Raw genomic sequence first — 21,826 nt, 5'->3', positions numbered from 1 at the left:
TGCTACGCCCCCACCATTTTCAGCAGGCCTTTGTAGATAATATTATTCTGCCAATAAAGCTGCAGCACCATGGGAATGTGGTGGCGGCCGGGAATGACGGTGTAGGGCGCCGGCTGGCCAATGGCCTTGAGGCGGTCGCGGAAGCGGCCCGAGCTGCCGCTGATACTGGGATAAGTTTCGCCGCCGATGTAGAAAAGGAACGGCGGAATGCCCGGCCGAATCTTGTAGATGGGCGACTGGTCCTTCCACACGGCGGGGTCGTTGCCGAAGGGCACGAGGTATTGCTGGTCGCCCTCGTACTTCATTTCCTTGAGGTAGCTGTACATGTCCAGGCCCGCGGGGTCGTCCATGATGGCGCCGCGCACGGGGTTTTGGGGCAGGCCATTGGCGGCGAGTAGCGCATCGTCGGTGGCCAGCAGGGCGGCTAGGCCGCCGCCGGCCGAGTGGCCCATTACGAAGACGCGGGCCGGGTCGCCGCCGTAAGAAGTGATGTTCTGCACGGTCCAGGCCAGGGCGCGGGCGCAGTCGGCGGCCTGCTCGGGCACGTGCACGGGCGGCGCCAGGCGGTAGTTGATGACGACGACCACCACGCCCTGCTTGGCCAGGCGCCGCCCGATGAAGGTGTAGATGTTCTTGCTGCCGCTGGTCCAGCTGCCGCCGTGAATGAACAGCACCACCGGGTAGCCGCCCGCCGTGGGAGCCTTTTTCTTGGGCGAATACACATCCAGGATGTGCCGCTCTTTATCAAACCCGGGGGCCGTGGCGGGCAGGTACGCCACGTCTTTGGCGCGGCGGCTGGGGCGAGCTACTACATACTCAGTGGCCAGCATTACTACCACAGCGGCCAGCAGCAGGGCCACGGGCATCAACAAAAGGAAACGACGCATAAAGGACAAAAGACCGCCGCCAACCACTGGCGAGGTGGCTCACCTACGCCCTTGGGCCCGCCACAGTTTGCCCATGGCCCCGTTTGGAGCGGGGGAGGGGCTTGGAAGTATTGGCTTTATCTTTGTCTGAAACCGTGTTCGCCCCTTTTTACGGTAGTTGGGCTCCTACCCTATTTATTTTCATTCCTGTGTTGATTTCCGTTTCGCTCAAAAACGTTTCGCAGTCTCTGGCCGCCGCTGTGCTGCTGGGGCTGCTGTTCGCTTCGCCGGCCCAGGCCCAGCGCAAAGGCCGCACCACTTCTGCCATTAACGCCGACGGCAGCTTGGTCACTGCGGCCGGCACGGCCGCGCAACCGGCCCGCCTGCAGCCCCTGTTTGGGGGCCTCACGCCTGCCCAGGCCACCCAGCTTATCGGCGAAACCCAGCTCAAAGCCATTGCCGCCAGCTTTGCTTCGGCTGCCGAAGCCAGCGCGTTTTTCACCACCAAGGGCTACGAGTACCTGGGCGAAAACCAGCCCGACACCGCCGCCTACCGCTTCAACCTGGCGTGGGTGCTCGACCCCAAAAACGCCGAGGCCTACCGCGGCCTGGGCATTGTGGCCAGCAACCGCGCCGCCTCCGATGCCGCCATTGAGCTGCTGGCCAAGGGCTACGCGCTGGCTCCCGGCAACACGCTGCTCATGGGCGACCTGGGCGCGAGCTACCTCATTCGCTACGGCAAAACCAAAAAGAAAAAAGACCTGAGCACCGGCATGGACTTGCTGCAGCGGGCCACCACCACCGAGCCCGCCAACGCTGTGGCGTGGCAGCAGCTGGCCCGCGGCCTTTACTACCAGGAAAAATACGCCGAAGCCTGGGACGCCGTGCACAAAGGCCAGTCCATGAACGTGAGCAGCCTCGATTTTGACCTCATCAGCGACCTCAAAGACAAGCTGGCCGACCCGAAGGGCATCTTCAAATAAAATTTTGGGCCATCTTGTTTTCAGCGGTTTGCTCGTTGTCGGCCGTATAAATGGTTTTGTTCACTCTAATTGGATAGTATGCGGTTTCGCGCGTTAGCTTTCGGGATAGTAGCCGCTGGAATTTTCAGCAGCCACTCTGCTTTGGCCCAGTACCATTACAAGGTTCGGCATTACGACAGCCAGGGCCGCCCCTACTACCGGGGGCCCCTGCACCTGACCCTGGCCGCGGGCACAGCACTCTACAACGGCGATTTGGGCAACAGCCCGGGCGACAATTTCTTTGGCCCCGCCGTGAGTGTGGGCGTGCTCCAGCGCCTGACGCCCCACTTCCACATCGGCAGCGAGCTTTCCTACGCCTACCTGGGCGCCCGCGACCAGGCCCGGGAGCGCGGCCTGGCTTTCACCAGCAACAACGGCCTGGGGACGGTATTCTTCCGCTACGATTTGTTTCGCGACGAATCCATTTACGCCAGCTCTTTGGCGGAGGCCCCCACTTTCCAGCTCTATGTGCAAGCCGGTGCAGGCTTTCTGCTATACAATCCCAGCGCCTACAATGGTACGGAGCGCCCCACTAACAGCACTACTTATCTGCCCTCCGAGCGCAACGATTACCCCGCCCTGGCCGGGGTGGTCCCAGTGGGCGGCGGCTTCAGCGTGCGCGTGCTGGACCGGCTGCGCGCCGGCCTTGAAGCCAACTACTACATCACGTCCACCGACCAGCTGGACGATGCCAGCACCCGCCTGGGCGGAGCCTCCCAGAGCAAAGACGGTTTCGCAACAGTGATGTTGAAGCTGGATTACTCCCTGCGGTAAGGCGCTATCCACCGCCAAATCAGACCAACGAAAGGCCCGCCAGCAATGCTGACGGGCTTTTTGCATTTCCCTCATCGCCAACACGGAACAAAAAAGGGCCGCTGACTTAGTCAGCGGCCCTTTTCAGGTACTTACATCCGGGAAGCTTATTGCTTCACCAGACGCTGGTGGAACGTTTTCTGGCCGTCGCTTACGGTCAGGGTGTACATGCCCCGGGCCAGGCTCGACACGTTCAGCGTACCGTTGCTGAAGGTGGTGGTCGATACGCGGGCGCCGCGCAGGTCGGTTACGGTTACCATCGTGGCTTCGGCGTTACCGGGCAGCACGATGCGCACAGCATCCGTAGCGGGGTTGGGGTACACTTGCAGGGTGCGAGCCGCTTCGTCGCCGAGCAGGCTGGTATTGCCCGTCAGGCTGCTGGAGGTGCTACCGCTAAAACCCGCGATGGCAGCGCCGCCTGTGATGCTGACAGTGTAGTCTTCGGTTTCGCCGTAATTATAGCTGTTGCAACTGGTAGTAGCCGAAGCATCGCTCATCACCAAGCGCATCCGGGTGTTGCCGGTTTTGGCCGTAGACGGCACGGTGAAGGTGCCGCTGAGCGTGCCAGTGCTCGAAGAGGAGCCCGACACCACTAATTCGCTGGCGTCGGTGAAGTCGCCATCTTGGTTGTAATCGATGTACACCTTCCAGTACTCGGTGTAAGCCGTGCCCGAGAAACCTGCGCTGAAGCTCACGGTTTGCGACGTGCCGGCACCAATGCTGGGCGCGGCCAGGGCCGTGCCGTTGTAGTAGCCTCCGTCGGCGGACGAAGTACGGGCCAGGGTGCCCAGCTTCACGTAGTCAATCCACTCGTAGGTCACGTTGGTGCCTTTGCTGGCGCAGTACGTAACAGTGGTGGTGGAGCTATACTTGGCGCCCACGCCCACAGCGGCCCAGGCGTTGGTCACCGACTGCTCGGCCGTGGAGCCGGCACCGTACAGGTCTTTGGCAGCCTGAATGCTGGCCGAGCGGCAGTTGGAGTATGTGGACGAAGACGTCAGGTACACGCTCAGGGTGCGGTAGGCAATTTTGGCGGATGCGCTGATGCCGAGGCCGGATACGGAGTAAGACACGCCTTTTTCATCGGTGCCGGTTTTGCCCGCGCTGATGAGGTAGTACCAATAGTTGAGCACGCCCGAGTTGGTATGCACGCCACCGTTGTCACCGGTGCCGGTGTACCAGTAGTTGCCTTTGTAGTAAGCGGGCTGATTGAAGGCGTTGGGGTCGCTCATCGAGCGCAGGGCGGCCTGCACTTTATCAATTTCCTCGCCGATAAGCCAGGTAGACTTCGCTTTTACGCCCGACGATGTCGCGCCCAGCGTGTTCACGGCGTACGACTCAACGGCGGCGCCCCAGATATCGGAGAAGCCTTCGTTCATGGCGCCCGACTCGTTTGAGTAAGTCAGGTTGGCGGTGCTTGAGCACACGGCGTGGCCGATTTCGTGGGCGCACACGTCCATTGAGGTCAGCGGACGGAAGCGCGTCGCGCCATCGCCGTAGGTCATCACCGAACCATTCCAGTACGCGTTTTCGTAGCCTACGCCGTCGCCGGGGGTGTCGTCGAAGTGCACGTAGCTCTTAATTTTAGCGCCCGCGTTGTCGTAGGAGTTACGGGCGTGCACGTTTTTCCAGTAGTCGTAGGTGGCCTGGGCACCAAACTGGGCATCGAACGCGGTGTTATCCATGTTCGTGTTGTTGTATTCAGTCGACGTCCAGTTGTTATCCCCGTCAACGAAGTCAACGGCGTTGGTGTAGCTGTTGCCCTTTTTGCAGTTGTAGGTTTCGATGCCGTTGCCGCGGGTCAGTTCGCGCACGTAGTAGCCGTTGGTGGTGGTGCCGTCGGCCATGGAGCGCGAGCCGCTGTAGGCCGTAGCGAACGTACCCGTAGCAGCCGCGTGCTTGATGATGTCGTCCTTCAATACCACCTCGCCCGAGCGGGCATCCACGTAGATAAAGGCGCGGCTAATGGGCTGCGCAGCGTACACGTTGAATTTCCAGGCCAGCACCATCGGGCCGCTCTCGCCGCGGCGGGCGTCGCGCACAATAACCAATTCGCCTTTGGGGGCGTAGGTGGCTTTGGCGTTATTTTCCTGGCGCTTCAGGCCGGCTTCCTCGGCGGCGTTCTGCCACATGTACTTGCGGGCGCCCACACTGGCCAAGGCCTGGGCCAGGGCTGCGGCTTCGTTGAGCGAAGGTGTGGTGTTGAGACCCGTAATTTTCTCAAAGTCACCGCTGATGCTTTCTACTGCGCCGCTTTTGGCGTGCACGCTGTAGCTGGCGTGCTCCACCTTTACGCCTTTGTAGTACTGCGAAAACTTTTGGTGGGTGAAACCCAACTGGTCGGCTTCGGTGCGAACCGAGAGCATCTGGTCCTCGGTAGTGAGGCTAAGCTGCTGGCGCAACACTACGGCTGCGTCGGCGGCTTTGTAGCTGGCCTTACCGGCGGCGTTGAACACCACCAGCTCGGGCTGGTTGTCGGCCCCAATTATCTTATTTTGGATGCGCGTAGCATCCTGAGCCTGGGCGGTGGTGGAAGCCAAGGCGCCGAGCATTAGCAATGCAGCAGCAGAGTATTGTTTTCTCATGTATCAACATTAGTGTAAGTGAGCACTGTGCATTGTGCGAATTTTTTATTTTTTCGCACCAATGCTTTCGCAACATAGGCATTTTTACTCCAAACAATAGTTTAAATTAAAAAAATCGCAGGTATGCCCGAATTATGTTCAAGCCGATAAAGCCGAATTGCATTATAACAAATTGAAATATTCCTTTGACGCGAAATAAAATTGAGCCAGTTTTTACTTAAGAAGTTAGCTCAACACTAGGCTTCTGGCATGGGTCCCGGCTTCTTCTCATATTTCAATTTTCGGCACAATACTTAGCCTCTAAGGGAGTGTCAGTTTTGATTCCCGCGTACGGTGGGTGGTGCTAGCTCGTAGCGCGGTGGCTTCTGCCGGAGCCTTCGGCGCTACTCCTTCAACAAAAAACCCCTTCCATTAATTGGAAAGGGTTTTTTGTTGCTGAACGCTCCGGCAGTGAGTGCTGCCTACGAGGCAACTTTCACGGCCCCGCTGTAGCTACTCAGGGCTTTTTGGCCGTCAGGTAGTCGGCGGCCAAGGTTGCTAGTGTTTTAACGCCGAGCGTCAGGCCGCTTTCGTCGATGCGGAAACCGGCGGTGTGGTGGTCGGCAGTGGTGGCGGGGTCCTGCCCTTTTTTCATCCCCCCCACAAAGAGGAACACGCCGGGCACCTTTTCCTGGTAGTAGGCGAAGTCCTCAGCCCCCGTCACTGCCTTAATTTCGCGCACGTGGCCCGCGCCGGCCACGGTTTGCAGGGTGGGCAGCATCCGGGCCATGAGGGCTGCGTTGTTGCTGGTCACGGGCACGTAGGGGTCGATGGTGACCTCGGCGGTGGCGCCGGCACTCTCGGCAATGTTGGTGGCAATGCGCTTGATGGACGCCCATATTTGCTTTTGCACTTCCGTATCCAGGGCGCGAATGGTGCCACTCATCTCCACATCGGGCGGGATGACGTTGTAGCGCACCCCGGCGTTGATGGTGCCCACGGTCACCACGGCCGCGTTGTCAATCAGCTTTACCTGGCGGCTCACAATGGTTTGCAGGCCCAGGATAATCTGAGCAGCCGTCACCACGGGGTCCACGCTGTTCCAGGGGTAGGCACCGTGCGAGCCTTTACCGCTCACCTTGATGGTGAACCGGTCCGACGACGCCATGATGCCCCCGGAGCGGTAGGCCAGGTTGCCCACCTCGGTCTGGGCGTTGATGTGGATGCCGAACACGGCGTCCACCTTGGGCTTGTCCAGCACCCCTTCCTTCACCATGAGCTTGGCGCCGCCCTCCACGCCAGGCAGGGAGCCTTCTTCGGCCGGCTGGAAAATGAACTTGACGGTGCCGGGCAGGTCTTTTTTTACCTGACTCAGCACCTCGGCGGCGCCCATGAGCATGGCCACGTGGGTGTCGTGGCCGCAGGCGTGCATCACGCCCACGGGCTGGCCCAGGTAGGTGGCCGTTGCTTTGGAGGCAAAGGGCAGTTCGTTGTTTTCCCTGATGGGCAGGCCGTCCATGTCGGCGCGCAGGGCCACCACGGGGCCGGGCTTGCCGCCGCGCAGAATGCCCACCACGCCGGTGCGAGCAACGCCGGTTTGCACTTCCAGGCCCAGTTTTTTGAGGTGCGCGGCAATGATGCCGGCGGTGCGGGTTTCCTCGTTGCCCAGTTCGGGGTGCTCGTGCAGGTCGCGCCGCCAGGCAATGACCTTGCTTTCTTCCTGCGTGGCCAGTTGGGCAATGCGGGCGGCGAGGGCCGGGTTTTGGGCCTGAGCGTTCAGGCCAACAGTATTCAGCAAAACACCGGCAAAAAGGATGGTACCAAAGCGCATGGGACGGGCGGGAGTTAGTGAAATCAATGGGACGACGCGGGCTGCCGCGACAGGCAATGTTACGCCACAGACCGGAACTCCCGGGCTACTGTTCCAGCGCCGGCGTATTTTTGCGGCGGCTTCCGTGGTCGTCTTCTCTCTCCTTATCCTATCCGATGGCTTCGTTTCTGGAATCCGTTGATTTGCCCCCGGCTCAAGCAGCAGCACTGGCCAGCCAGCCGCTGGGTAAGTCCTGGCCCGTGGCCTGGGACCAGCCGGGCTTCCGTGCGCGCCTGGGGCTGGTGCTGGGGCTGCTGGTGGGCTTGCTGGCCGTGGTGCCGCACTTCTACCACTTCATTCAGTCGCGCCCCGGCCAGCTCCTGCCCGACCCGTTGCTGGCGCTGCTGCCCGTGCACGACGTATCGGCGGCCACCTTTACGCTGATGTATGGCAGCATTGCGGCCGCGCTGGCGTTCCTGCTGCCCCGGCCACAATTGCTGCTGCGGGTGTTATGGGCGTATTTTTTTCTGCAATTGCTCCGCATGCTCACGCTGTGGCTGCTGCCGCTGGACCCGCCCACCGCCCTGGTCATACTGCACGACCCGATGGTGGACCGCCTCTTTGGAATAACCACCCAACCCGTGGTGCGCGACTTGTTTTTTTCGGGCCACACAGCCACCATGGCCCTGCTGGCCCTGGCGGTGCGGGGCCGCTACTGGCGCGGCGCCCTGGCCCTGACCACGATGGCCGTGGGCGCGCTGGTGCTGGTGCAGCGCGTGCACTACTCCTATGATGTACTAGCCGCGCCACTCTTTGCGTGGCTGGCTTATTACCTGGCCGGGCGGGTGTGCCGGGGTGGAGTTGGTAAGCTCTAGCGGGCCTGGCATCAACCCCAAACACAAACAGCCCCGCCGGATAGGCGAGGCTGTTTGGTAACTGAAAATCCTTCGAAAGTTATTTTTTGGCCCGGGCAGCGCGTAGCCGCTTCAAGCCATAAGCGCCACCGGCGGCCAGCAACAGCGACACCCCACCGTCGATGGGCACCTGCGCGGGGTCGGGTGGCGTGCCGGGCACGGGGCCACCCGAACCGGGACCGGGCTGGGCCAGGGCGGCACCGGCCGTGAACAGTACACAGGCCACAGCGCCGTAGAATGCATGTACAAGAGACGATTTATTCATTGCGAAGTCGTTTAAATAAGAGTTTAAACAAATAAGTATTCGGGATACAACCGGGGCCGGCATTTCCAGCCCCGGTTGTGTTATCCAGCATTCGTTATTCAACCACCACACGCTTCACTACCGGGGCCGGGCCACCGGTCAGGCGCAGCGAGTACACGCCGGGGGCCAGCCCCGAAACATCAAACTGAGCCGAAGCACCCGCGGCCGTAACCGCCAGTGTGCGCTGGGTTACCAACTGCCCAATTTGATTGTAGAGGCGTGCCGTCACCGGTACGCGGCCCAGCTCGGCGGGCAGCAGCAGCGTGAAGCTGCTGTGGGCCGGGTTGGGGAACAACTGCACCTGGTTGGCAAGGGCTGCGGCCGTGGTGGCCAAGGGAGCCGCCGCGGGACCGAAGCGCAGGCTGAAACGGCCGGGCATGTTCAGGGCCTGCGCCTTGAACGTGTAGGTGGGCTGCTCCGCCAGGTTTATCCGGGCACCAGTCTCGGTATCGAGCAGGTACACCAGGGTACCGGCGCCGAAATTCAGCAGGTCCACGGCATTGAGCGTGTAGCTGCCCGTGGCGGGCACGGTCAGGTTGAGGGGCACCGTCACGGTACCCACCAGCATCGGCAAGCCATTCACCGACAGCTCGTCGCTGGCAATGATGCTGCTCACGTTCAGCCGCGACGAATTAGTAAGCTTATAGGCGTCGAAACGGGCGTCGAACGCGGGCGTGGCGCCCTGCTCAAAGTACACGGAGGTCTCGTCAATGAGCGGGCTGCTGTTTTGCAGGCGCAGCTTCACCAAGGGCCGGGTTTCGGAGGTGCCGCGGTTGAAGCTCGGAGCAGCCGCGAAGGTGGTCACCCGCGCCGCGTTGTTGAGCGCGAAGCTGCCCGTGGTTTGCCCGGCACTCACCCGGGTAAAGAAGCCCTGCATGGACGCCACCAGCGGGTTGCCCACGCCGTTTACGTAGCTGCGGTACTGCCCGGTGTATTGACCGGTGCTCTGGAACACATACACCGCGTCGTCAACGTTGGTGCGCGTCACACCGGCCGTCTGGCTGAAGTCGAGCGGCGACGGGTACGGGTTGCCCAGGAACTGCCAACCACTCTGCGGCTGCGAGCCACGGGTGAGGTTGCTGCGGCTGATGGGGCCGTTGTTGAGCGTACCGTTCAAATCCACCACTTGATTAGCTCCGATGTTCACCGTGTAGCCGGTTAGCAGGCCCATGGGGTCCGAGGCGGAAGGCACCACAAAGCCCTGGTCAAACGCTTCCACCGAATTGGCGGCGCTCACCACGCGGGCCTGGTTGTAGCCAAACACCGTGGGGAAAGGCGTCACGTTATTCGGCACCGCCGCCGTGTTGTAGGCCTGGTTGAATACCGGCGTGAAGCCCGGCGTAGCCAGGTCGGCCAGGGTGGTGTTGCTCACCGGCGAGCTGTAATGGCGGTAGCCCAACCCGGCATTGAAGGCGGGATCGATGGCGCGCTGCATGACGGCCGGGCCAGTTACGGCGCCGTTGGTGTTCACCACCAGAGCCGTACCGGCCGTGGGCGTCGAGAGCAGCGTGAGCAGTTGAGCGGTGCTCGTGGTCAGGTTGCCGTTGGTCAAGGCCAAGGTCTGCACAATGCGGACCCCGCCGTTGTTCAGGGTCAGGCCGGCGGCGTTGTTCACCGTCAGGCTACGCACCTGGCTGGGCAGGCCAGTACCGGTGCGCTGGGGCTCCAAGCCGTTGAACTCGTAGCTGGCATCAGGCGAGAACGTGCGGCTGCCCGTGAGCTGAATGGCCCCGGTGGCGCCCCCGGCGGCAATGCCATCGGCATCACAAACCCGCAGCGTGGCACCGGCCTGCAGCACGAAACTACCCGGGCCCGTAATGGGCAGGCAACTGGTGGCCAGCACGCCGCGGGTGCTCAGCACACCGCCCGTTTGCACGGTCAGGGTGCCATTAATGCGGATAGGGCCGTTGAAGATGGCCACCCCCGAGCTTGTCACGGTCACGTTGTTATACTCGCCGGCGTCCACGGGCATCACGGTGTTCACCGTCAGGTCCGGAATCACGCGCACGTTGGTCGGACCGCTGGCCGAACCGGTGCCGCGCCAAGGCGTCTGCACGTAGGGAAAGGAGCTGCGGAACGTCGTGTCGTTGACTTCAACGCCGGTGGTAAACGTTACCTCAGCCAGCAGCTTGGGGGTGATGCCCGACGTGCTGCCCGGCATAAAATCATCGAAATACAAGCCCGTCGCGGCCAGTACGAGGCCACCTATAGCCTTCAGCTCAATCTGGTCCACGGCATCTTCCAGACGGCGCCCGTTGGGGAAGCCGTCCATGTTCGGGATGAATTGCAGGCTGGCGTTGGCGTTAAAGCGCGGGTCCGTCAGGCCCAGCACCGCGGCTTGCAGCAAGCCCTGGTTGCTGAAGTCAGCCGAGCTGCGGTCTGTCGTTGGCACGGCCATGTTCAGGCGCAGCATATCGCCGCCGGGGTTGGTACGGCCCGAAGCCGTAAGGGGCAGGAAGTTGTTGACGAACGGCTTGCCGGCCGAAAGCGGATTTACGGCCGCATTGCCCGTTGAGAGTGGCGTTTTGCCGGTCGCCAATTGGTACGGGGGCAGGTTAGGCACCCCCGTGTGGAAAATGGGCTTGATGTCGGCCGAGCGGGGCTTGCCGGGCACCAGCAGATAGGGCCCAAACAAGGTGGGGTCGAAGGCCGTGCCGGTTACCAGCGGGCTGCCCGCCAGGCCCGACAGACCGTTGGCCTGGTTGCGGAAGTCGAACCCGTCCGGCCCGATAACGGGCTGGCCGGCCAACGATTTGGTTTGCATCCGCAGGGCGTTCAAAGCCGGCACCGCTTCCCCGAAGAAGGTCTGGCCGGCCGTTTTGGGCGCGGCGGGCGCTACGGGCGCGTTGTCGGCCGTGTACAGGCCCAGTTCCGGGTTGGAGAGGTAGTCGTCGGTGATGGCGGCTTCAAAATAAGGAGAAGCCGCGTTCCAGGCATCCTTGCTGCCCAGGGGGTTGATTACCTCGTTGGTGAGCGGCATGCCCAGGCGCGACACCTGCACCCATGCGCCGCTGGCGCCTTCGCCGGTGTTGGCGTCGAACGTGCGCAGTTGCGGCCGGCTGGCCGACGCCCACACGCCAATCACGAAGTCCGAGTCCAGGATGTTGGCGGCAGTCGTCACGGCCCGGCCGGTTTTCTGCAGCGTCTGAATCGGAATGCTCAGCGCGATGGAGTGGGTATTTTTGCGCGAGAGGCCATCGGTGGCGTTGGCGGGCCGCAGGCCAGCCAGGTCGAAGATGGCGCCCAGGTCGGCAAAGAACGGGTCGTCGGACGGCGCGCAGAGTATCCGCTCGCCGCCGCTGCCCGAAGCCGTGGTAATGGCATTGGTGCGCAACGACTCGTAATTCGGCGCGCCCAGGCCCACCGGGCTTTCAATGGAGCGCGGGCCGATGTTGTTCGGCGGCACCACACCGCCCGTGATGATGTTGCCCTGGCTCACCCCGTCCACCAGCTTCTCGCAGATGTAGGTAGTTTTCAGGTTCTGCTTGTTCAACCGGATGTTGAAGAAGGTAGTGGGGTCCTCGTTGGTGCGCGTGAACGTGAACCGGTAGGTGATGTCGTCGACATTGGTGCTGCCGTCGTTTTTCACGTGCACTTCGTAGCGCACGTTTTCGCCAAACGTAGAGTAGTTGGGGCCGCCGTGGGGCAGCTCAAACGGAATGTAGTTGGCGATAACCACGACGCGGTCGGCGGCGTTGGGGTCGCGGAAGGCGTAGAGGTCGGTGTTGTCGGCCACCGGGTCATCGGCAATCAGCGGGGCCTCGCGGTGGCTGCTGGCCTCCAGCGGGGTGTGTTGAACGTTGCTCCACATCGAGAGCCCAACCGCGGTGGCTGCCAGCGCGGGCAGCACGAGGTAGGTGCGTAAAATTTTATAAGTCATTTTCTTCGAACGAATCAAGGATGAGGAAATGAGTTAGCGACGCGTAGCGAAGCCCTCCCAGGGCGTGGCCACATAAGGAAAACCGACGGCAAACGGCGCGTCGTTGCTTTCCACTCCCGTCGAGAAATTGAGTACGCCTTTTAATCGCGGCGTTACCGGCGACGGACTGCTGGGGGTATAGTCGTCGTACCACAGGCCGAGGGCGGCCAGTACCACGCCGCTCACGGCCTGCAGCTCAATTTTCACTATCTCATCCTCCAGGCGGCGGCCATTGGGGAAGCCGTCCATGTTCGGGATGTTCTGGGGCAGGAAATCGCCCGGCTCGGGGGTGCTGGTGTCCGGCACGTTGGTGTTGAAGCGCGGGTCGGTGAGGCCCAGCACGGCGGCCGCAACCAGACCCTGGTTGCTGAAATCGGGCGAGTTGCGGGGCGTCACGGGCACGGCCATGTTCAGGCGCAGCATGTCGCCGCCGGGGTTGGAGCGGCCCGGGGCCGTCAGGGGCAGGAAGTTGTTCACGAACGGCTTGCCGAACGCCAGCGGATTGCCGGCTTTGCCGGTGGCCAGCTGGTACGGCCGCAGGTTGGGCACCCCAGTGTGGAAAATGGGTTTAATGTCGACTGAGCGGGGCTTGCCTGCCACCAGCAGGTAGTTGCCAAACGCGGCGTCGTCGAGGGCGGTACCAGCCACGGCCGGGCTGCCCTTGAGCGGAAACAGGCCCGGGCGGGTATTGCCAAAATCAAAGCCCCCGGCCGGCAAACCCGGGAAGCCCGCCAGCGAGCTGGTCTGGATGCGCAGGGCCGACAACGCCGGCACCGCCCCGCCAAACTGGCGGTCGTCCATGTACAGGGCCAGCTCGGGGTTGGAGAGGTAATCGTCGGTGATGGCGTCCTCGTTGTACGGCGTGCGACGGTTCCAGACGTCTTTGCCGCCAATGGGCGTGATTGCTTCGTTGGTGAGCGGCATGCCCAGGCGCGACACCTGCACGTAGGTGGCGTTGTCGGTGGTAGGGCCGCCGGTGGGGCTCAGGGTGCGCAATGTGGGGCGGCTGGTGGAAGCCCACACGCCAATAATGTAGTTAGGGTCCAGAATACTGGTGGCCGCTGATACCGGCTGGTTGTTTTTCTGCAGGGTCTGAATCGGAATGCTCAGCGCGATGGAGTGGACGTTGTACTTCGCCAAGCCGTCGCGGGCGCCCTGGTTGATGCGCACCCCGGCCAAATCAAACACCGCCCCGAGGTCAACGAAGAAGGGGTCGTCGGACGAGCCGCAGAATACTTGTTCGCCGCCGCCGCCGCTGGCATTCGTCACGGCGTTTTGACGCAGCGTGGCGTAAGGCGCGGGCTGGTTGAGGCCGGCCGGACCGTTGATGGAACGCGGCCCCACATTGTAAGCGGGCACCACGCCGTTGGTGACGATGGCGGTGAAAGCGCCGCCGCCCACGCTTTTCTCGCAAGTGTAAGTGGTTTTGAAGTTCTGCTTGGCCAGCCGGATGTAGAAAAACGTGCTGGGGTCTTCGTTGACTTGCTTAAACGTAAAACGGTACGTTACGTCGTCGCCGGGCGTTTCCGACCGGTTTTTCACGTGAATTTCGTAGCGGATGTTCTCGCCGAACGTGTAGTAGGTGGGGCCGCCCTGGGGCAGCTGGAACGGAATGAAGTCGGCGATGAGCACGACTCGGTCCGGGGCATTGGGCGCCCGGAAGGCGTACACGTCCGTGACGTCGGCCAACGGGTCGTCGGCAATGAGCGGGGCTTCGCGGTGGCTACTGGCCTCCAGTGGGATGTGGCGAGTAGCGCTCCAGACCGAGAGGGTCGTGACGGCACAGGCCCCGAGCACCCAGTGCAGCGGCTTGCTTAAAAGGTTTTTCATAGGTGACAGCAAATGAAAAAAGTAAAAAATGGGACCAAACAAAACTTGTTAACTCAAATTAAAATACTGACTTACAATATTTTACAAAAACATCAATCACAAAACACTGGAATCCAGTGTTGTGATTGGTAGGGGAACTAGCAATAAATAAAATGACCGCCGGGACGGTATGGCAACCTAGTACTCGTACTTGGAATTATTGTACTCAGTCCATTGCTCCTGGTGCGGAAATGCAATGGAAACAAACCGGGTGCAGAAACCGAATCAGCAGGTGAACAAATGCCGCTGTCGGGCCCAAAAGAAAATCGTGTAGCAACCAGGTCGGGCGGGAAAGCACACACCTGTTGAAATGTTACGATAACGGAGCTGAATTGGATTGAAATAATTCACTTTATTTTAATTAAATACCTGTTTTAATGCATTTTTAATACTTTCTGCTTGTCAATGCTACGATTTTTTTTCAGTTTGGCGGTTTCTGGACAACGCAAAAAGGGCTGCCCCGATGGGGCAGCCCTTGCGGCGGCAGGCACTGGCAGACCGTTGCCGGCCCAGCTTATAAATACTTCTCGTAGATGCCAGCCGCTATTTTCTCCACAATGCCCTTGGGCACGAAGCTGGTGAGGCCCGCCGATACCTTGTTGAGGACGCCGGGCACCACTTCCGCCTCGCCGGCCAGCAGCCCGGCCACAGCGGCTTCCGCTACGGCTTCGGCGGTCATCGAGACCTTGTTGGCGGTGGCCTGCAGCTCGGCGCCCATGCCGGCGCGGTCGGCAAAGCTGGTGGTGGTGGCCCCGGGACTCAGGCACGTCACGGATACGTTGGTGGCCTTCAGCTCGTAGCGCAGGCCGCGGCTGAAACTCAACAAAAACGCCTTGCTGGCCGCGTAAAGCGCCAGGGACGGCACGGCCTGGTAGGCGGCGGTGCTGGCCACGTTCAGCACATAGGCCCGGGGCACTTGGTGCAGCGCGGGCAGCAGCAGGTGCGTGAGAGCCACGGGCAGAGCCATGTTGAGCTGCAGCATGTTTTGCTGTTCTGCCAGGCTCAGGGCCTCGAAGCGCCCCCAGAGGCCGTAGCCGGCGTTGTTTACCAGCACGGTCAACTGGTCGGTTTGTTGCCGGGCCCAGGCAGCCACGGTTTCGGCGGCGCCGGGCGCGGCCAAATCCAGGGCCAGCACGCGGGCCTGCCGCTGGTGCAGGGTGCCTATTTCCTGCGCCAGGGCGGTGAGCTGGTCCTCGGAGCGTGCCACCAGAAGCAGGTCGTAGCCGCGCCGGGCCAGTAAGAGGGCCAGGGCACGGCCAATGCCGCGCGATGCGCCGGTAACGAGAGCGTACATTTTCAGTTAGCAGTGAACAGTGAGCAATTAAGTGGTTAGCCATAAGCTACAAGCCGCAAGCTTTTGTTTTGATTATCAATTAGTTGCCAATCATTCAATGTGCGTTTACTTCTGCACAACTGTACAGTGGTGAACCGCACGAAGAATACTGTTCACTGTTCACTGCTGATTGACTTTCTATTTGACGAGGTGGAGGAAGCGCAGGTAGAACGGCGTGGGGCTGGCTTCGCTCTTGGGCTGGTACTTGCCTGCGATAATGGGCACGTACATCACGCGGCGGCGGCTGGCCTCGCCAGTAAGCGGGGAGCGCGCCACGCGGTGCCACATGCGGCCGTCGTGCACGGTGAGGTCGCCGGGCTCGGTTTCGATGGCAATTTCGTTGGGGTCGTAGTACACGTCTTTGTAGTACTTCTTCCGAAACAGCATTTTGTGCAGGCTCTGGTGGTGGGTACCGGGGATGATGCGCAGGCCGCCGTTGGTGGCTTTGGTGCCATCCAGGTGCAGGCCCACGTTGAGCATGGGGCCGATGCGCTTGCCGTAGAACACGTCACGGAGCGAGTCGGTGTGCCAGCCCATCTGGGAGAACTCCGAGCCTTCCACGTTCACGTAGTGGTTCACCACGAGGCCGTCCTTTTCGTTTTCGCCCACGCGGCCGCCTTCGGCCTCAAGCAGCGGAAACAGGGCTCGGAACCGCTCATCCTGCACCAGCTCGTGCAGCACGGGGTGGTGCTGCGAGGCAAAGGCGAAGCGCTGCACAATGGGCGAGCCGTCCACGTCGCGGCCGTATTTAATGGGCACGCCGTTGGCTTTTACCACGCCTTGGGCCAGCCACTCGGCCTGCACTTCCTGCGTGGCGTTGAGCAGTTGCTGGACGTGCTCGGGGGAGGCAAACGGGCGAAAGTGCAGAAAACCGTACTTGGTAAAAAAAGCGCGTTGCTCAATCGTCAGGGAATGTCCTAACGAAAAGCGGGGATAGTCAGCAGATAAGGACATAGCGTAGTAGAGGCAACCGATGGGCGCTGCCTTGACGGGGGCGTAAAGATAAGGAGGTGGCCGCGGGCACCCATTTGCGGGCTCTGGCAAGGCCCGGCCCAGCCGGTGACAACCGTGGCGAGGCGAAGGAGTTTCGCGGCCTCGCCCAGGCAGGGCCGGCTTTGCTGAACCGGAGCCGCTGCCCCCGCCCCGGCCATTGCCGGCGCGGCACACGCCCATCCTGCTTTTCACCGTCTAAAAACCACAACAATAAACCTCTTTTATTTTCTATTAGCGCAGCCCCTTTTTTTAATTAAAATGGCTGAAGTAAGGCTTGTTTTTTTCAATCAAGGCCGTTCATTGCTGCTCGTTGCCGGGAACGTGGTGGGCCGCTGGTGCCACCGTGCTTGGATATTCCGACTAAAATTCCCCACCTTCACCTTTGTGCACCGCACGGCCTCACTCCTATCTCACTTCATTGCCCACCAATATGGTTTTCACTCCCAGCCCCATGCTCTTGAAGCTGCTCTACACCCGCGGCAGCCTGCACAACCTGCCCCAGGAAGCGGGCGTCGCCTTCAGCATCAAAAACCGGCTCGATAACGTGAAGGTGACCGGTTTTAAGCAGGTGCAGATTGGGGAGGTGGTGATTCCGGCCGGAAACATTCGGGTGGACCTGGGCGGCGGCGAATTCCAGCCAGCGGCCGACATCAACGCCGACGGCCGGGCCATTGACCTGCCCGTGGGCCGCGCCCTCACCTTTTTGCTCGACACGCCCGCCCTGGCCGAGGGCATCCATCCGGTGCAGGTATGGTTTTCAACCGATGCCTTCGGCGACCTGCACGTGGAAGTGGAAGATGCCATTGTGGGCGCGGCCAACCAAAAGCCCCGCATTCCGCGCTCCGAGGAAGACGACTACTCCGACGCCGCCATTGCGGCCCGCCAGCGCTTTGCCGAGCAGTTTTCGGAGAAGGAGTTCACGCACCTTAAGCACTTCTCCTTCGATGCCCACCAGTTGCAGGGCAACTGCGAGCATTTCATGGGCGTGGCCCAGATTCCGGTGGGCCTGGCCGGGCCCCTCACCGTGAACGGCGAGCACGCCCAGGGCGACTTCCTCATTCCCATGGCCACCACCGAGGGCACGCTGGTGGCGAGCTACAACCGCGGTATTCAGGTGCTGAACCTGTGCGGCGGCGTAAAGTGCACCGTGGTGGGCGATGCCATGCAGCGCGCCCCGGTGTTTGTGTTCCACGATGCGCGCGGGGCGCGCGATTTTGGCAAGTGGGTGGAAGACCACATCGACCAGATTCGGCCCCAGGCCGAAAGCACTTCCAGCGTGGCTAAGCTGCAGTACATCGACACGTATTTGAGCAACAAATTCGCTTACCTGCGCTTCAATTTCAGCACCGGCGACGCCGCGGGCCAGAACATGGTGGGCCGCGCCACCTTCGCCGCCTGCTCCTGGATTCTGGAAAACTACAAGGACCACAAAGTCGAGCATTTCTACCTTGAATCGAACTTTGCGACCGACAAAAAAGCCTCGCAAATCAACGTGATGCGCACCCGCGGCAAGCGCGTGGTGGCCGAGGCCGTGGTGAAGCGCGACGTGCTGATGCAGCGCATGCGCGTGACACCCGAGCAGCTGGCCTACCACGGCCAGGTGAGCAACGTGGGCGCCTTCATCTCGGGGGCCAACAACAACGGCGCGCACTCCGCCAACGGCATCACGGCCATGTTCATCGCCACCGGGCAAGACGTGGCCAACGTGAGCGAGTCGTCGGCTGGGATTCTGTATTCAGAAGTCACCCCGGAAGGCGACTTGTACATCAGCATCACCATTCCCTCACTCATCGTGGCCACCCACGGCGGCGGCACCGGCCTTGCCACCCAAAACGAGTGCCTGCAGATGTTGGGCTGCGTGGGCCGCGGCACGGTGCGCAAGTTTGCCGAAATAGTGGCCGGCGTGGTGCTGGCCGGCGAGTTGAGCCTGGGCGCCGCCATCAGCAGCTCCGACTGGGTGAGCAGCCACGAGCAGTACGGCCGCAACCGCTAGCCGCCGTTTTTTGCCTGCTGGCACAACTAACAACGCCAGTCCAGCCCTGTTTGGGGGTTGAACTGGCGTTGGCAATTTGTGGCGGTGTGCGCAGCGGGTAGTGGAGCAGCAGCACTGGTGCTGAGTTGTTTTACAGCGGATTAGCCGTCACTTTGAATGTAGCATCGGAGCGCACCGTGAAGTCATCGGGGTTGAAGCCGTTGACGGTGGCTACGGCCGTGAGGTCGTAGGTATCGGACTTCAGGTACTCGTCGAGTTTGGCCGTGGTGGGCTCCAAGGTGATGGTGGTCATGCCGCGGGGCACGGTGTAGAGCTTGGCCAGCAAAATCTTGTTATTCGGCGTGGTGTTGATGTAGAGCTCAATGCGGTCGAGGAAGTTGAAATTGGTGCCGGCCGGGTTGGTCACGGTGAGCGTGAGCTTGTCGAGCAGCACGTTTTTCACCTTGTCGCGGGTGGTTTTGTTGTTCCGGAAGGAATCTTCCGACTTGGTGGTTACCTTCACGGGGGGCAGCTGGGCGCCCACCAAATAGCCTGGGATGACCACACTCTGCGTCACGTCTACATTGAAGGTGAGGAGCTGGTCAATCTTCTTGCAGCCCATAAAGGCGAGCAGCAGCACGAGCGGAGCAAACAGGAGAATCTTCTTCATCTTCATAAGAATGGGATAAGGATAAAAAAACAGTGCAAAAAGCTTCATGGGGCTAGTCCATCATGTCGGCCGCGCGGGGCGGGTCGGGCACGAAGCCGGGGTTCCAGCTCATGGGGTAGCGCGCGTCCACATAGGACAGCGCGGCCTCGGTCAGGTACAGCGGGCGAAAGGTGTCCAACATGACGGCCAGCTCGTGGGTTTCCTTTTTGCCGATGCTGGCCTCCACCGTGCCGGGGTGCGGGCCGTGCGGCAGCCCCGTGGGGTGCCAGGTAAAGGAGGCCAAATCAACGCCCTTGCGCGACATAAAATTACCCGCCACGTAGTACAGCACCTCGTCCGAATCCACGTTGGAGTGGTTGTAGGGCGCCGGAATGCTGAGCGGGTGGTAATCGAAAAGGCGGGGCACAAACGAGCAGATAACGTAGTTGTGGCCCTCAAAGGTCTGGTGCACGGGCGGCGGCTGGTGCAGGCGCCCGGTTATGGGCTCAAAGTCGTGAATGCTGAAGGCATACGGGTAGAAGTACCCGTCCCAGCCCACCACGTCGAACGGCGAGTGCGCGTAGGTTAGCTCGTGCAGCAGGCCTTCCTTTTTGGTATACACCAAGTAATCACCTTCCGGAAATTCCTCGGTGATGAGCTCACTCGGCGGGCGCATGTCGCGCTCGCAGTAGGGCGAGTGCTCGAGCAGCTGGCCGAAGTGGTTGCGGTAGCGCCGCACGGTTTCCACGGGGCTAAAGGACTCGATTATCATCAGCCGAACCGGTCCCTCCTCAAAATGCAGCTGATGAATGACCGTGCGCGGCACCACCACGTAGTCGCCGGGCTCGAAGGCCACCTTGCCCATTTGGCTCCACAATTCGCCCCGGCCTTCGTGCACAAAAATCACCTCGTCGGCTTGGGCATTCTTGTAGTAATACGCCATCCGCTTGTCCGTAGGATTGCAGATGCTCATGGTCACGTCGGCGTTGCCGAGCAGCGTTTGGCGGGCGGCGAGGTAGTCGCCGCCGGTGCTGGTCTGGGCCAGCGTGCGCAGGTGCTCGGGCTGCAGCGGCCGGTCCTTCAGCAGCTTGGGCGCATACGGTTTGGGTACGCCCACGTGCTTGATTTGGGTGGGCGGATGCACGTGGTACAGCAGCGACGACACGCCGTGAAAGCCCAGCGTGCCCACCAGCTGCTCCGAATACAGGGTGCCGTCGGGCTGGCGGAACTGGGTGTGGCGCTTGCGCGGAATCTGGCCGAGGCGGTGGTAGTGCGACATAAAAGCAGGGGTGGGAATGGTGCAGTGAAGGTACGGGCTACGCTTGTCATTGCGAGCGCCGCACGGCCCCCGAAGGTCAGTGGTAGCTACTCCGTCTCGTGCTCCGCAACCAGCCTGATAATGTGAAAAGCCCCGGTTCTGCATAGAACCAAAGGGCCTCTCAGAAATCGGAAAACAGAGCCCGTTAAGACTCCGGAAACAGCCTTTGAAGCCGTGGTTTTACGTGTTGCAGACGACCGTTTGTAAAATGATATAAGAACTTAGCGGCTTATTTGTGCAGAGCGTGTGCAAACCGTCAGTGCCTACAAGCCTCGCCCACCTTTTCGCGCCTTCTTCAGCCACTTGAGCGCCGCCGTCACTTTAGCGTCCTGGCTCAGGTCGGTAAAGTTGTCGCCACCAAGGATGAGTACATCGGGGAGGAGGCTAGTTTTGTAAGCGGTGCCGGTACGGTCGGCATCCTGCGAGCCCGCAATGGTGAGGTAGGCCCCACCACTGATGGGGTAGCTTTGGTTGGCGGTGGTAGCCCCATAGGTAGTCTCTCCGAAGAAGCGGGTGGCAGGGCGGCCCTTGAGGCTGATGGCGACAATTTCGCCGGAGCTGGCCGTCATCCCGCTGAGCAATACGGCAATGGGCAAATTGGAGCGGCGAGCGGAACAACGGTTTGTCAGCGTAGTTACCTTCATAGTATCCATGTAGAAGTTGCCCTGGCGCAGGTACCACTGCTGTTCAGGCTGGCCGTTGCTATCCACGAAGCCGCCCAGATGCCCGTCGCCGAGTAGCGGGGCGATGCCGGCCAGCATGGGCACCATAGCCCCGCCATCATTAAGGCGCAGGTCGAGAATCCAGGCCCGGACCTGGTTAGGGGGGAGGCGGCAGAGCGAATCCTGCACCGCTCGGGCCGCCACGCGCATGGCCTCCAGGCTGCCCCCGGCGTTGATGCCCGGCAGTTGGATGTAGCCCACCCGGCCCGGCAGCATCTTCACCAGTACGCCAGGCTTTTTCTTCAGCGCCGCCTTCACTACCTCATTCGCATAAGCCAAGCGGGCGGGATTATGCCATTTGTAAGTTTTGCCTTGATAGGTGAGCCAGCCGTGGTCGTCTCTCAGTTGCTCGAACAGGAAAGGATAAATGGGCATCAGGTCCCGGACGGTAGTAGCTCCCTGGGCCTTTTGGTGTACCACTTGGCGTAGTTGGGGCCAGTTGACGGTGTTGCGTTCCAGCGAGTAGGTCTGCAATAGAGTAACGCTCTTATCGAGAAAGCTCGATACAGAGTCGGGCAAGGCCGCCGGAGCGGTCTGGCAGTGGGCTGATGCATTTATACCAGTCAGCAAAAGAAGTATTCCTAGTTTTTTCATGCCCCGAAGATGCTAGTTTTGAAGGAAGGGTTGGTTGGGGGGAGGCGAGCATAGCAACTCCGCGCGGCGATGGTCTAAATCAAGGTGGTATTGTGCTTATCAATTACAATTTTAATGCGGGCAGCATGCATACTCAGTAATTTACTGAAGGAGCAGGATTTTCG

15 protein-coding genes are annotated in these 21,826 nt (G+C 61.1%); 4 read left to right on the top strand and 11 right to left on the bottom strand.

Features of this window, described 5'->3' with window-relative positions; translation table 11 throughout:
* Positions 1 to 2 precede the first annotated feature (2 nt).
* On the bottom strand, positions 3 to 887 hold the full coding sequence (locus tag BEN47_RS08365) for an alpha/beta hydrolase (protein ID WP_070727160.1): 885 nt from the start codon (positions 885 to 887) through the stop codon (positions 3 to 5).
* Positions 888 to 1,075: 188 nt separating this feature from the next.
* Between BEN47_RS08365 and BEN47_RS08360 the strand changes: the two genes are divergently transcribed.
* Positions 1,076 to 1,849: a tetratricopeptide repeat protein gene (locus BEN47_RS08360; protein WP_125921581.1), complete on the top strand. Its 774-nt coding sequence runs from the start codon at positions 1,076 to 1,078 to the stop codon at positions 1,847 to 1,849.
* 141 nt (positions 1,850 to 1,990) lie between these two features.
* Entirely contained in the window at positions 1,991 to 2,662 is a 672-nt protein-coding gene (locus BEN47_RS08355) for a hypothetical protein (RefSeq protein ID WP_125921580.1), read from the top strand.
* 146 nt (positions 2,663 to 2,808) lie between these two features.
* On the opposite strand, the gene BEN47_RS08350 is transcribed toward BEN47_RS08355, so the two are convergent.
* The gene (locus BEN47_RS08350; RefSeq protein ID WP_070727154.1) at positions 2,809 to 5,286 is read right to left on the bottom strand and encodes a M4 family metallopeptidase; all 2,478 of its coding nucleotides are present in this window, start codon (positions 5,284 to 5,286) and stop codon (positions 2,809 to 2,811) included.
* A 496-nt stretch (positions 5,287 to 5,782) separates the two neighbouring features.
* Positions 5,783 to 7,096 carry an amidohydrolase gene (locus BEN47_RS08345; RefSeq protein WP_070727152.1) on the bottom strand — a complete coding sequence of 438 codons (1,314 nt, stop codon included), beginning with the start codon at positions 7,094 to 7,096 and terminating at the stop codon, positions 5,783 to 5,785.
* Between the two features lie 155 nt (positions 7,097 to 7,251).
* On the opposite strand from BEN47_RS08345, the gene BEN47_RS08340 reads away from it, so the two are divergent.
* Complete coding sequence (locus tag BEN47_RS08340; protein WP_070727151.1) at positions 7,252 to 7,950, top strand: phosphatase PAP2-related protein; 699 nt, start codon at positions 7,252 to 7,254, stop codon at positions 7,948 to 7,950.
* A 79-nt stretch (positions 7,951 to 8,029) separates the two neighbouring features.
* On the opposite strand, the gene BEN47_RS08335 is transcribed toward BEN47_RS08340, so the two are convergent.
* The 5 genes from BEN47_RS08335 to BEN47_RS08315 all read right to left on the bottom strand — a co-directional run bounded on the left by BEN47_RS08335 (position 8,030) and on the right by BEN47_RS08315 (position 16,368).
* Positions 8,030 to 8,254 (bottom strand): PID-CTERM protein-sorting domain-containing protein, encoded by a 225-nt coding sequence (locus BEN47_RS08335; protein WP_070727149.1) that lies wholly within the window; start codon positions 8,252 to 8,254, stop codon positions 8,030 to 8,032.
* 94 nt (positions 8,255 to 8,348) lie between these two features.
* On the bottom strand, positions 8,349 to 12,173 hold the full coding sequence (locus BEN47_RS08330) for a DUF4331 family protein (protein WP_070727147.1): 3,825 nt from the start codon (positions 12,171 to 12,173) through the stop codon (positions 8,349 to 8,351).
* A 33-nt stretch (positions 12,174 to 12,206) separates the two neighbouring features.
* A complete protein-coding gene (locus BEN47_RS08325) occupies positions 12,207 to 14,042 on the bottom strand; it encodes a DUF4331 domain-containing protein (protein WP_083322278.1) in 1,836 nt (611 codons plus the stop codon).
* A gap of 553 nt (positions 14,043 to 14,595) precedes the next feature.
* A complete protein-coding gene (locus BEN47_RS08320) occupies positions 14,596 to 15,375 on the bottom strand; it encodes an SDR family NAD(P)-dependent oxidoreductase (protein WP_070727146.1) in 780 nt (259 codons plus the stop codon).
* Positions 15,376 to 15,552: 177 nt separating this feature from the next.
* Positions 15,553 to 16,368 (bottom strand): phytanoyl-CoA dioxygenase family protein, encoded by an 816-nt coding sequence (locus tag BEN47_RS08315; protein ID WP_070727144.1) that lies wholly within the window; start codon positions 16,366 to 16,368, stop codon positions 15,553 to 15,555.
* A 469-nt stretch (positions 16,369 to 16,837) separates the two neighbouring features.
* On the opposite strand from BEN47_RS08315, the gene BEN47_RS08310 reads away from it, so the two are divergent.
* Positions 16,838 to 18,400 carry a hydroxymethylglutaryl-CoA reductase gene (locus tag BEN47_RS08310; RefSeq protein WP_070727141.1) on the top strand — a complete coding sequence of 521 codons (1,563 nt, stop codon included), beginning with the start codon at positions 16,838 to 16,840 and terminating at the stop codon, positions 18,398 to 18,400.
* Positions 18,401 to 18,530: 130 nt separating this feature from the next.
* Here BEN47_RS08310 and BEN47_RS08305 read toward each other — a convergent pair whose 3' ends face one another.
* From BEN47_RS08305 to BEN47_RS08295, 3 genes are all read right to left on the bottom strand, one after another.
* Positions 18,531 to 19,049, bottom strand: a complete 519-nt coding sequence (locus BEN47_RS08305) for a hypothetical protein (protein ID WP_125921579.1) — start codon at positions 19,047 to 19,049, stop codon at positions 18,531 to 18,533.
* Between the two features lie 52 nt (positions 19,050 to 19,101).
* Entirely contained in the window at positions 19,102 to 20,307 is a 1,206-nt protein-coding gene (locus tag BEN47_RS08300; protein WP_070727137.1) for a homogentisate 1,2-dioxygenase, read from the bottom strand.
* Positions 20,308 to 20,609: 302 nt separating this feature from the next.
* Positions 20,610 to 21,587 (bottom strand): S41 family peptidase, encoded by a 978-nt coding sequence (locus tag BEN47_RS08295; RefSeq protein ID WP_158010929.1) that lies wholly within the window; start codon positions 21,585 to 21,587, stop codon positions 20,610 to 20,612.
* Positions 21,588 to 21,826: the final 239 nt, after the last annotated feature.

Source organism: Hymenobacter lapidarius (assembly GCF_001816145.1).
GTDB classification, from domain to species: Bacteria; Bacteroidota; Bacteroidia; order Cytophagales; family Hymenobacteraceae; genus Hymenobacter; species Hymenobacter lapidarius.
The sequence above is the reverse complement of the archived record's forward strand: the minus strand, read 5'-3'. Positions and strand labels throughout refer to the sequence as shown.